Origin of the sequence: Pedobacter sp. PACM 27299 (assembly GCF_001412655.1) — a bacterium.
Taxonomy (GTDB): Bacteria; Bacteroidota; Bacteroidia; order Sphingobacteriales; family Sphingobacteriaceae; genus Pedobacter.
On sequence record NZ_CP012996.1, the window covers coordinates 279,248 to 291,533 of the forward strand.

The 12,286-nt window shown below is 40.9% G+C and carries 11 protein-coding genes and 1 pseudogene; 8 read left to right on the top strand and 4 right to left on the bottom strand.

What is annotated here, in order from left to right:
* The 5 genes from trpC to AQ505_RS01145 all read left to right on the top strand — a co-directional run bounded on the left by trpC (position 1) and on the right by AQ505_RS01145 (position 3,803).
* The gene (gene trpC / locus AQ505_RS01125; protein ID WP_062546480.1) at positions 1–792 is read left to right on the top strand and encodes an indole-3-glycerol phosphate synthase TrpC; all 792 of its coding nucleotides are present in this window, start codon (positions 1–3) and stop codon (positions 790–792) included.
* Positions 793–814: 22 nt separating this feature from the next.
* Positions 815–2,005, top strand: a complete 1,191-nt coding sequence (gene hflX / locus AQ505_RS01130) for a GTPase HflX (RefSeq protein WP_062546481.1) — start codon at positions 815–817, stop codon at positions 2,003–2,005.
* Between the two features lie 19 nt (positions 2,006–2,024).
* Positions 2,025–2,408, top strand: a complete 384-nt coding sequence (rbfA, locus tag AQ505_RS01135; protein ID WP_062546482.1) for a 30S ribosome-binding factor RbfA — start codon at positions 2,025–2,027, stop codon at positions 2,406–2,408.
* Positions 2,409–2,427: 19 nt separating this feature from the next.
* Positions 2,428–3,135, top strand: coding sequence for a peptidoglycan DD-metalloendopeptidase family protein (locus tag AQ505_RS01140; RefSeq protein ID WP_062546483.1), 708 nt, complete (start codon positions 2,428–2,430; stop codon positions 3,133–3,135).
* 107 nt (positions 3,136–3,242) lie between these two features.
* Positions 3,243–3,803 carry an energy transducer TonB gene (locus AQ505_RS01145; protein WP_231635000.1) on the top strand — a complete coding sequence of 187 codons (561 nt, stop codon included), beginning with the start codon at positions 3,243–3,245 and terminating at the stop codon, positions 3,801–3,803.
* A gap of 18 nt (positions 3,804–3,821) precedes the next feature.
* Here the strand turns inward: AQ505_RS01145 and AQ505_RS01150 are convergent, their stop codons facing one another.
* Positions 3,822–4,703 carry a diacylglycerol/lipid kinase family protein gene (locus AQ505_RS01150; RefSeq protein ID WP_062546485.1) on the bottom strand — a complete coding sequence of 294 codons (882 nt, stop codon included), beginning with the start codon at positions 4,701–4,703 and terminating at the stop codon, positions 3,822–3,824.
* A 53-nt stretch (positions 4,704–4,756) separates the two neighbouring features.
* Here AQ505_RS01150 and AQ505_RS01155 point away from each other — a divergent pair, with 53 nt between their 5' ends.
* Entirely contained in the window at positions 4,757–5,737 is a 981-nt protein-coding gene (locus AQ505_RS01155; protein ID WP_062546486.1) for an App1 family protein, read from the top strand.
* A 60-nt stretch (positions 5,738–5,797) separates the two neighbouring features.
* Here AQ505_RS01155 and AQ505_RS01160 read toward each other — a convergent pair whose 3' ends face one another.
* Complete coding sequence (locus AQ505_RS01160) at positions 5,798–6,166, bottom strand: YccF domain-containing protein (protein ID WP_062550842.1); 369 nt, start codon at positions 6,164–6,166, stop codon at positions 5,798–5,800.
* A 72-nt stretch (positions 6,167–6,238) separates the two neighbouring features.
* On the opposite strand from AQ505_RS01160, the gene aat reads away from it, so the two are divergent.
* Positions 6,239–6,871: a leucyl/phenylalanyl-tRNA--protein transferase gene (aat, locus tag AQ505_RS01165; RefSeq protein ID WP_062546487.1), complete on the top strand. Its 633-nt coding sequence runs from the start codon at positions 6,239–6,241 to the stop codon at positions 6,869–6,871.
* A 12-nt stretch (positions 6,872–6,883) separates the two neighbouring features.
* Here aat and AQ505_RS01170 read toward each other — a convergent pair.
* Positions 6,884–9,777: pseudogene (locus tag AQ505_RS01170) on the bottom strand (SNF2-related protein).
* A gap of 246 nt (positions 9,778–10,023) precedes the next feature.
* Between AQ505_RS01170 and AQ505_RS01175 the strand changes: the two are divergent.
* Positions 10,024–10,629, top strand: coding sequence for a GIN domain-containing protein (locus AQ505_RS01175; protein WP_062546488.1), 606 nt, complete (start codon positions 10,024–10,026; stop codon positions 10,627–10,629).
* A gap of 64 nt (positions 10,630–10,693) precedes the next feature.
* Here the strand turns inward: AQ505_RS01175 and amaB are convergent, their stop codons facing one another.
* On the bottom strand, positions 10,694–12,232 hold the full coding sequence (amaB, locus tag AQ505_RS01180) for an L-piperidine-6-carboxylate dehydrogenase (RefSeq protein ID WP_062546489.1): 1,539 nt from the start codon (positions 12,230–12,232) through the stop codon (positions 10,694–10,696).
* Between the last annotated feature and the right edge of the window lie 54 nt (positions 12,233–12,286).

The window sequence follows — 12,286 nt, forward strand, 5'->3', positions numbered from 1 at the left end:
ATGAATATTTTAGATAAAATTGTCCTTCGCAAGCGCGAAGAAGTGGCGCTGGCCAAAGAACTGGTTTCTACAAAAACGTTGGAAGCAGCATTGCATTTCAACCGTGTACCTTATTCATTTGAAGAGTTTCTATTGGACGAAAAGCGTTCAGGAATCATTGCAGAGTTTAAGCGGCGTTCACCTTCAAAAGGTATCATTAATGACAAAGTGACTGTAGAAGAGGTGACTACTGCCTATGCTGCAGCAGGAGCTTCGGCACTTTCTGTACTAACGGATGTAGATTTCTTTGGTGGCCATACCAATGATTTACTGGCGGCAAGAGCAGTGAACAATATTCCGATTCTTAGAAAGGATTTCATGATTGATGAATATCAGATCCTGGAAGCCAAAGCATTGGGGGCCGATATCATTTTACTGATTGCTGCGATTTTGACACCAGATGAGATTGAAGACCTGGCTGTGTTTGCTAAAAGTCTTGGATTGAACGTGTTATTGGAGGTTCATAACTTGGAAGAACTGCAAAGAAGCGTAATTCCAGAGCTGGATGCCATTGGTGTCAATAATAGAAATCTGGCTGATTTTTCAGTTAACATTCAGACTTCTTTTGAACTGGTAGATGAAATTCCTGATGACTTTTTGAAAATCTCTGAAAGTGCCATTAGTGATCCGATTACCATCAATGAATTGAGAGCCGCTGGATTTGATGGTTTCCTGATCGGTGAAAACTTTATGAAAACTCAAAATCCGGGAGCATCGATGGCCGACTTTGTCAGTCAGCTGATCTCGGTATAACTTTTGTATCTTTGTACTTTACATGGGAAAGCAAAAATATTTTGATACCGCGCTTAAACCTGAACGTGCTGTTCTTGTTGGCGTAATAAGACAAGGTGAAAAACCGGAAGAAACCAAAGAGTATTTGGATGAACTGGCATTTCTGGTAGATACTGCCGGAGGTGTGGTGACGCATATTTTTACTCAAAAAATGGAAAAGCCTGACCGGAGCACCTTTGTAGGTACAGGGAAATTAGAAGAAATAGCGGCTTATGTGAAGTCGGAAGAAATAGATTTAGTGGTGTTTGATGATGAATTGTCACCTTCACAGCTGAGAAATATTGAGCGCGAGCTTCAGGTAAAAGTGCTGGACAGGAGTAACCTGATCCTGGATATTTTTGCAGGCAGGGCGCAGACAGCACAGGCGAGAACGCAGGTGGAGCTGGCTCAGCTGCAATACTTGTTGCCACGATTAACCCGTTTATGGACCCACTTGGAGCGCCAAAAAGGGGGTATCGGAATGAGAGGTCCTGGTGAAACTCAGATTGAAAGTGATAGAAGGATGATTTTGGAGAAAATCGCACTTTTAAAAGAACGTCTGAAACTCATCGATAAACAAAATGAGACACAAAGAAAAAATCGTTCTGAACTGATTCGTGTCGCATTAGTAGGATATACCAACGTAGGCAAGTCTACGATCATGAACATGCTTTCGAAATCGGAAGTATTCGCGGAAAATAAATTATTCGCTACTTTAGATACTACCGTGCGTAAAGTGGTGATCGAAAACGTGCCTTTCCTTTTATCGGATACGGTAGGTTTTATCCGTAAACTGCCTCACCATTTGATCGAATGTTTCAAATCAACTTTAGATGAGGTGCGTGAAGCAAACGTTTTGATCCATGTGGTAGACATATCTCATCCTAATTTTGAGGATCAGATCAATGTGGTCAATGAAACTTTAAAAGACCTGGGTGCAAGAGACAAACCGACGATCATGCTGTTCAATAAAATTGATGCCTATGTGAGTCCGGAAGTAGATCTCGAAAATGGGGAGAAGTCCACATTGACCATTGAGGAGTTCGAGCATAGCTGGATGGCCGCTAATAATGCCCCTGCGATGTTTATATCGGCCTTGCACAAAGAGAATTTAGAAGAATTTAAACAACTATTGTACGATAAAGTGAAGGCTTTACATACAGAGCGCTATCCTTACGATAAGCTGTTATATTAATATTAAGATTGGAATAATTATGGAAAGTAAACGTCAGCAGAAATTTGCCGGAGTCCTGCAAGAGGAATTAGCTAGTATATTTCAACGTGAAGGAGCAGCATATTTACCAAATACCCTGGTTACCATTACTAAAGTCCGCGTTTCACCGGATTTAGCGGTAGCAAAGGTTTATTTAAGCTTTTTAAATACCAACAATACCACATTATCTGTGGCAGAAGTGAATGCTCATTCTAGTGAGATCAGGTATAAACTAGGTGCAAGAATTCGCCATCAGGCAAGAGTTGTCCCTACCTTAACCTTCTTCCTGGATGATACCAATGAGTATGTTCAGCACATGGATAAGATCTTCGACAAGATTGCAAAGGAGCCTAGACAGCCAGATACAGAAGAGACAGCGGATTAATTTATAGCGCTAAAATAATATGCAGGAAACAGCAGCCTTAGAGCATCCGTTAAATCTGAAAGGGGTAGAAATTGGAAAAGTGGTAGATTTTGATCCTTCAGCGGATCGATTGTATCCTTTCAATTTTACCGTTAGCAATACGGAGCTGAGTCCGGAAATATTGGCCGATACGGCAGTTTTTAGCGATTGGATCAGGGATCATCTTTCGAAGGTCGATGCCCGTTATGGGATTGGCGGATATGATGAACACCGGACTATCTATGCCAGGAGTCATCATTTTGATAGTGAGGAAGAACCCCGCAGACTACATCTTGGAGTCGATATCTGGGGTCCTGCAGGAACGAAAGTATACAACTTTTACGATGCGGAAGTCCACAGTTTCAAATTCAATGACCATTATGGGGATTATGGGGCAACCATTATTCTTAAATATACAATCAATGGCCAGGTGTTTCATGCTTTGTACGGGCACCTGAGCTTAGATTCATTAACAGGATTGTCTGTAGGGCAGAAGATTGCTAAAGGAACAGCATTTGCTGCTTTTGGCATCCCGGAAGAGAACGGTCATTGGCCTCCTCACCTTCATTTTCAATTGATTTTTAACCTGTACACTGCCCAAGGTGATTACCCTGGAGTGTGTCAGTTTTCACAAAAAGCGGTATTTCTCCTGAACTCTCCAGATCCTTCTGCAATATTAAAACATACTTTTAAAGCCGCATTGATTTGATTTCCGTAAATTAGGGTATGGGCAGAATCTTTCTTTTATGCTTCCTTTTTTTTGGATTTTCGGCGCAGTCACAGCCTAGGTTAAAAGGTGGACTGGACAAATTTGTCATGGAAAAAAAGGTGTATCCGGCATATTCCCTGCGCAACTGTATCCAAGGCCTGGTAACCATTGAATTTAAACTCAATCATCAGGGGGAAGTGACCTATTCCGCGATTCGTTCGGGTATGGGTACAGATCTGGACGATGAAGCGCTTCGTCTGATTCGTCTGAGCAGCGGCAAATGGGAGATTCTTAAAAGCCATGACTCCACTGTAGTACTGCTTGCTCCTATGAAATTTGAGCTTTCGGGATCTGGCTGCGATGGGAAAACGAAAACGGATATTAACCTGGCAATCGCCAATTATGTATCCAATGCCTCCCTCACAGAAGTGATCCAGAATTTCTATAAAAATAGAGAAAAAACAGGTTTTAAGCCTGAAGATGAGGCCAGGTTTGCCAGGTTAAAGGAACAACTGGGCTATGATGATGATTATTTTGCGGAAAGGATAAAAGATGGAAAGCGCAAACTGAAACAAAAAGATCCTCAAGGCGCTTGCGAAGATTTTCTATTTGTCAAGAATATGGGATCCAATATGGCTGATGAGCTGATCGCTCAGTATTGTCGTTAGGCAAAAGAACCTAGCGGTTTATGATGGACAAATGATCGTAATGGCTGCAGGAAGAATAATGGCTTCCACACGGTTCACTTTCCCCAAATACTCCCCATCTACTTGAAAATGTACTTTATGCTTTGTTTTGATACACAGGTCTTTGGTGTGAAATAGCTCAATCTTTTCCGGATTAAAAGGCAGTTCTGTAAATCGAACTTTTAAAATTTCGAGTACCGTATATTTCTTTACTAAAATCACCTCAAATAGATCGTCTGATAAATCACCTTCCGGGTTGATTTTTACACCTGTGCCGTAACTGGTGGCATTCGCAATCACGACCATAGCTGCCTGGGTCTTGATCTGTTTTCCTTTAATTTCTAGCGCTATCTCCATTTTATGGTGGCTCCAAAGGGCTTGCCAAGCTGCTTTTGCATAACCTAACATCCCACGACTGGGTAGACTGTCGAAGCGTTTAATGATGTAGGCATTAAAGCCAATATCCGCAAGGTGGATGCAAAGTTCTCCATTGACTTTTATGGCATGGATTTTCTTTGGCTGACCATTTACCACCACTTGAAGTGCCGCATCCAGCTCCAGGGGAATACCCAATTCTTTAGCCATCCCATTGGCAGAACCGGCAGGAATAATTCCTATCGGCGTGTTTGCTCCCTGTAAGCATTCGGCAACGAGCTTTAGCGTACCGTCGCCACCAACAGCAATTACACGGTCGGCCTTGGACTGATCAATGGTTTGTTTTATTTTTTCCTGACTGCAGTTTTTAGGGAGCTCAAAAATCTGAATTTCCTGGGACTGTCCTTTAAAATGAAGGGCTATAGCTTCGGAATAGTTAATTTGCTGGTTTCCTGAACCGGGATTAACGATAAAAAGTAATTTTGCGCTCGAACTGGCTGCTCCCATTGATATTGTTTAATATCACAAACAACTTCTGGCTTACTCTGTTTTAATTAGCAATGAATAAATCCTGCAATGTTAAAGTATATCATGGCTACGGACATACCCATAACCTGGTTATTTATGGCCATGTGTTTACCTTTAAGGCGAAAACAAAACAAGTTTATAGCAATAATATCTTTGTAAATATCGCCCATCTTTTGAAGCTTTTCATTGTTAAACCCGCTGCATTTACTCGGGTGCAGCTAAATTTCAATGGACAGTTGCTAGAGCAAAAAACTGCCTATGATGGTTTTTTTAAGTTTGAGTGGGAAGCTCTTGAGGATGTAGCTGCAGGTTGGCATGGTGTAAAGGTGAAAGCATTTGCGAAAGATGGAACCGTAATTGGTGAATCTTTAGGCAAAGTATATGTTCCTCACATTACCCAGTATGCGATTATTTCTGATGTAGATGATACTGTGATGGTTTCTCATTCGGCCACTATAGGGCGAAGGTTGCGGGAGTTATTTATTAAAAATCCAAGAACGCGTAAAACTTTTCCTGGTATTGCGGAATTCTATCGCCTGCTCGCTTTATCTCATACCACTGCTGATCAGCCCAATCCCTTCTTTTATGTATCGAGTACTGAGTGGAATCTTTATGATTATCTGGTAGAAACGTTTCGTTTTAACCGACTGCCGGAAGGAGCCTTTTTACTCAACCAGCTGAAACGCTGGACCAGCTTAATTAAAACAGGTAAAACAGGACATGAAGGGAAGCTGATTCGTTTGAGAAGGATTATGGCTGTTTTCCCAAATCAGAAGTTTATCCTTTTTGGTGATAACTCGCAGAAAGATCCTTCTATTTACGCAACAATAGCAGAGAAGTTCCCGCAAAATGTGTCCGCGGTATTCATTCGAAATGTGCGCAAAGAAAAGGAGTTTGAAACTTCGGGAATATTGAAGAAAATGGAAGTAATAGGGATCCACACTTGCTTGTTTAAAGATAGTAAGGAAGCATTTGTAAAGGCGCAAAAAATAGGTTTGATTGAAATTAATTAAGTCGAGGGGCCTCTCGTAGATATGGTTTTCAGGAAGGGGTCAATATTTATTGCCTTGATTTTAACTGATTGATTTACCGAAAGGTGTAAAGGCCAGGTTCATTAACTTGAAATGTTGTCTGCCGAAAGGGATACCTATAATAGTAATACAAAACAACAAGCCGAAAACTAAATGGGTTAATGCAATCCAGAAACCACCAAAAACCAACCAGATGATGTTCATAATGGTAGATAAGCAACCGGTATTAGAGGAGGTATCCGTAATTTTTACTCCGAATGGAGCCAATCCTACAATGGCAAATTTGAAACATTGCAGACCAAATGGAATACCTACGATGGTGAGACATAAGATCAGTCCTCCGATGATGTATTCGAAAAAGATGAAAATGCCGCCAAAAATGATCCAGATGATATTGCCTATTAAGTTCATAGCCTTTTTTTTCATTTAAGATGCGATAAGGAAGGGTTCGTTACATTAAATTATTGTTTTTATTATTGCATCATGGTTTTTAGACTCGATGAAAAGGAGATTAGCTTTCCAGATCCGGCATTGGCGGATCCGGACGGATTATTAGCAGTAGGAGGAGATTTAAGTGTCAACAGACTGCTTTTGGCCTATCATCACGGGATTTTTCCCTGGTTTAGTGAAGATGATCCTATTTGTTGGTATTCGCCCCATGAGCGCTGTGTAATTTATCCGGATCAGGTGAAGATTAGCAAAAGCATGGCAAAAGTTCTAAAAGATGGGATATTTAAAATTACCTATAATGAAGCTTTTCCAGAAGTGATCAGAAATTGTGCTAAAGTTGGCAGAAAAGATCAGCCGGGCACTTGGATTACAGCAGAAATGCAGGAGGCTTATATTGCGTTACATGAGTATGGATTTGCAAAAAGTGTTGAAGTCTGGAAGGATGGGCTTTTATGCGGTGGATTGTACGGGCTGGAGATTGGCGATGTATTTTGCGGAGAAAGCATGTTTAGTCTGGTCAGCAATGCTTCTAAAGCAGGCTTAATTTGGTTGTGCCAGCACAAAAATTTTGAGCTGATCGATTGTCAGCTCCCGAATGATCATTTGATGAGCCTGGGCGCAGTCATGATCAGTCGGGATGAATATTATAGTTTTTTACAAGGCTAGCCATTGTTCAGGCTAGTTTAGGATTTCCCTGATGTCGTCTTTGCTGAGTGATTTGAAGAAGCTTTCCTCGGTTGTAATTAATGAACTGGCCAGCCTTTTCTTGCGGTTCTGCAAGGCAAGGATTTTTTCTTCTACCGTATCCTTTGCGATAAACTTGTAAATGAAAACTTTCTTTTCCTGTCCGATGCGGTGAGTCCGGTCTATGGCTTGCTGTTCTACAGCTGGATTCCACCATGGATCCAGGATAAATACATAATCGGCTTGGGTAAGGTTTAAACCTACACCACCCGCCTTGATCGAGATTAGAAATACCTTCAGTTCTGTGTTTTCCTGGAACTCTGCCACGATTTCTCCTCTGTTTTTTGTGGCACCATCCAGATAAGAGAAGGGGATTTCTTCTTTCTCAAAATACTGTCTGAAAATATTGAGATGCTTCACAAATTGGGAAAAGATCAGCACTTTATGGCCACCTTTTAATACGTTATCTAAGGTATGGATTACATTTTCGAACTTACCGGAATCAGAAGTATAGTCTTCATCAATCATCAGGGGATGATTGGCCAGCTGCCTCAATGCAGTTAATCCTTGTAATAGCTGTACCTGTTTTTTGGCATAAGTACCATCATCCATGCTGCTTAGCAAGTCGTTTCTATAAGCTGATTTAGTTTTCTCATAATAAGCGGCCTGGTCTTCAGACATATCGCAATAAATCACCTGTTCCGTTTTGGCAGGAAGCTCAGAGGCCACTTGTTCCTTAGTTCTACGCAAAACAAAAGGTTTGATAATGGCCTGTAATTTCCTGGCTTTTTCCTCATCCTTTCTTTTTTCGATGGCTTGTACATATTCCTCATTGAAGAAGGTCTGTGTACCTAATAACCCTGGGTTTAAGAAAGTGAGTTGGGTCCAAAGGTCACTCACGGAGTTTTCGACCGGTGTACCGCTCAGGATCAGCTTATGCCTGGACTTTAATGCTTTTACGGCCTTAAATGATTTTGAAGAAGGATTTTTGATATTCTGACTCTCATCCAAAATGATGTAGTTGAAATAATAATCCTTCAGTAAATCTATGTCTACACGAGTAATCCCATAAGTGGTGATGATGATGTCATATTTCGCAAATTGACTGATATCTTTGTTTCTGGAACTGCCGGTATGCGCATGAATCTTTAGTTTCGGAGTGAATTTCTTCGCTTCATTCAGCCAATTATAAATCAGAGAGGTAGGCATGATGATCAGTGAGGTACTTTTCGTCGATTGCTCTTCATCTTCTTCTTTAATCTTTTGCAGCATCGCCAGGGTCTGAATGGTTTTACCTAAACCCATATCATCCGCCAGACAGCCACCAAAATTATACTCCCTTAAAAAGCTAAACCAGTTGTAACCTGCTTTCTGATAGCTGCGGAGGTCTCCTTTAAAGTGTACCGGCATTTTAGTATCGGCAATGTTTTCAAAATCGTTCAATCTCTGCAATTTTCGACTCAGCGTAACATTGGCAATACCATCCTCTGCCAATTCATTGATGAGTCCGATGTGGTGCTTTTTTAACTTCAATTCCTTGCCGCCATCAGAAAGACTAAACAGACTTCCATATTGGGTAAACCATTTTTCAGGGATGATCGCAATGGAGCCATCAGGAAGGGTAAACTCTCTTTTTTATGGAGGATATGTTGCTTTAGAGCAATAAATGGAATGGGATGCTGGCCGAAATAAACGATCGCATTAATGTCAAACCAGTCATTGTCTTCTTTGATTTCAAAATCAATCTTGTTACTGGCAAACTGAAATTTTTTCGCGCTTTGATTTTGTTCGATTTCAAATCCTTCCGCTTTCAATTGCTCAATATGTTCATTTACCCAATTGAGGACCGCATAACTCTGATTTTCATCTGCATGGGCAGGTAATTCCAAATTATGGTCCAGCGGACTTACTTTTTTAAGTCCAAGGGTGGTTAGAAAGTTAAACTTCTGTTTTTCCCATGCTGCATCTCTTTTGATGCGAGTGAAGATATAGTTGTCTTCTGTTTTTTCTATATGTACAGTTATTTTTTTCTCATTGCCCATGGCAAAAGCATGGGTATCATACCTAAAGTATAATTGTAACTGAGAGACGCCTGCATCCACATAAATTACTTTGATGACTGGTGTAGGCTCATGTTTTTCCGTTTTGATGTCAAATCCTTCTGCATATACATGGTATTTTTCAATCAGCGGTGCTACAAATTTTTCAAAGTAAGCGCCTTCTGTTGATTTAGGGATCGTGATATAGCGTTTGTTTAAAAACGGCAGCAGTTTTTTACCCTCAATGTCTTGTTCGAAGAAATATAATACATCATTCAACAGGAGCCATGCCGGTTGGTTACTCACTACCTGTGCTTCCTGAAACATGAAATCAATGCGCATTCCCTGATACTTGATGGTTGGGAAATAGCGGGTTTCCATCGCATTGCGCCTAAAATGAAACAATACGGTAGCAGGTTCAGCAGCGAGTTCGATTTTTCGTTCTGCAGGCCAGCCATCACTGTCCATCTGGTACAATGCCCCGTCTTTTTTAATCAGCTCTAAAGCTTCGGCCAGCTTCTTTTCAATCTTTGGTCTTACATTTTCATAAAACTTATCATTGAAGAATTTACTGAAGAACTCTACCGGGCGGATGGGTTTCTTATGGTATTTCTTGATGATGAAGTCCTGCTCGGTTTCATCCAGAATTTTAATCAGCTTGAAATCTTTTTCTGTCAGGTGTGCTGCGAATTCTGATGCGGTATGAGAAAAAATCCTTTGGTATGTTAATGAAAAGTCTCCCTGAGGATTCAGCTGGACAATATGAGGCTCTATTAAATAACCGAAAAATTCGTGTTTACACAATGAATAAACAATTTTACAGGGTTTAGAACTATCTACTCGTAACATCAGCTAAAGATTAAAACAAAGGGAGGGTAAGCATTTAAAAATCTTTAAACATACAGCAAATTGAACTTCTTTCAAATAAAATACCTGATTTAGCTAATTTTTTTTCTGCCTGTTCGTCGAAAAAAATAGCCCTTTGGTCGGGGATTCTTTCATTATGGTCTAAAACGGTAAATATTGTTGAAACGTTTCTGAAATGGAGGCGTCTTATCTACAAAACCTTAAGAAATCATTTAAAATCAAAATATTATGAAAACCGCTGTAAAATCATTAATCGCATTAACCTTAACCGCAATTGTTTTATCTACCTCTGCATTTACAAATGCATCGATGGCAGCAACAACACCAACAGCTATCAGTCCTGAAAGACCTTTCAATAAGATTGAAGTACGTGGAAATGTGAAGGTTACCTTGGTCCAAAGTAAAAATGAAAGAGTGGAAGTAAAGAATGAAGTGGAAGGAAATGAGGTGATCTTTAAACAAAAAGGCTACACTTTGCTGATCAACTCTGATGCAAAAGAAACTTTAGATATAGTAATTTATGTGAAAGATTTACAAAGAATTGTGGCCTCAAATGGTGCTAAAGTAGCTACTTTAGGGAAATTTGACCTGAATGTATTACAAGTATTCCTGAATGATGATGCTAAAGCGACATTTAAAGGAAATATCAAAAGCTTATACACAGTGACAAATGGCAGCTCAGATCTGAGACTGCTTGGAACTGCCAACGAGCATATTTTAGTAAAAAATAAAATGTCTGTATTGAATACTACCGATTTTGCTGCCTTGAAAACAGAGAGCACTTTCCTTGAAAATGGAATTGCTGCAAACACGAAAACGACTTTAGTGAAATAGAAGAGAAAGATTTGCGGTACTATTAAAAAGGCGGCGGGAGTTTATCCCGTCGCTTTTTTTATGATTATAAATCAAATTTGATGCCTTGTGCCAAGGGCAATGTATTGGCATAGTTAATCGTATTCGTTTGCCTGCGCATATAGCCTTTCCAGGCATCAGAGCCACTTTCTCTGCCACCCCCAGTTTCTTTCTCGCCACCAAAAGCACCGCCTATTTCTGCACCTGAAGTGCCGATATTTACGTTTGCAATGCCACAGTCGGAGCCTGAGGCCGACAAAAACTGTTCGGCTTCTCTAAGGTTTAATGTCATAATAGCGGAAGATAATCCTTGCGGTACTCCGTTTTGTAAAGCAATGGCTTCTTCCAGCGTTTTATATTTGATCAGGTAAAGAATAGGAGCAAAAGTTTCTTCCTGTACAATTTCATAATGATTTTTTACAACTGCAACGCATGGCTTTACATAACAGCCGGAATTATAATTCTCTCCGTCCAGAATGCCTCCTTCCACTACAAATTCCGCACCTTCCCTGATTCCCTTTTCGATCGCTTTGCTGTACATTTCTACTGCTGCGGTATCGATTAATGGACCTACATGGTGGTATTGATCTAAAGGATCACCAATTCTTAACTGACCATAAGCCTTAATCAGCCTGTTTTTGAAATCTTCAAAGATGTCTTCATGAATGATGAGCCTTCGGGTAGAGGTGCAGCGCTGTCCGGCAGTACCTACCGCGCCAAATACCGCGCCAATGATTGACATCTCTAAATCGGCATCCTTTGAAATAATTATGGCGTTGTTTCCACCAAGTTCCAGGATACTTCTGCCAAACCTGCCCGCTACTGCAGTCGCAACGGTACGGCCAATACGGGTAGATCCGGTAAAGGAAACCAGGGGAATCCGTTTGTCGTTATTGATCATCTCGCCTACTGCATTACCAATTAGCAGGCTGCTGATGCCTTCTGGCATGTCGTTATTTTTCAGTACTTTAGTGATGATCTGCTGACAAGCGATGGCACACAATGGTGTTTTTGAAGAAGGTTTCCATACGCAAACATTTCCACATACCAATGCCAATGCCATGTTCCAGCTCCATACAGCTACAGGGAAATTAAAAGCTGAAATCACACCTACTATTCCCATCGGATGCCATTGTTCATACATCCGGTGATGCGGCCTTTCAGAATGCATGGTCAGACCGTATAACTGACGGGAAAGTCCAACTGCGAAATCGCAGATGTCAATCATTTCCTGTACTTCGCCAAATCCTTCCTGTAAACTTTTTCCCATTTCATAGGACACCAGGGTGCCCAAATCTTCTTTTGCCAACCTCAATGCATCTCCAAACTGACGTACAATGTCGCCGCGTTTTGGTGCAGGCAGACTGCGCCAATATTGAAAAGCACTTTCTGCAGTTTTCATGACGGTTTCATAATCTTCGGCAGTAGCCACCTGAATGCGGGCAATTTTCTGCCCGTCTACCGGCGAAAAGCTATCTATGGTTTTAGTGTTTTTTGCTGCCGACCAGGTCTGGCCAGTGCTGTATGCAGGATTGAGTTCCTGAATCCCTAGGTTTTTTAAAACGGAACTGATGTTTTTTTTCATTCGTTTTACGGTTTATGAACGGTGATAAAGCTTTCTCCTGAGGAGGATCCATAC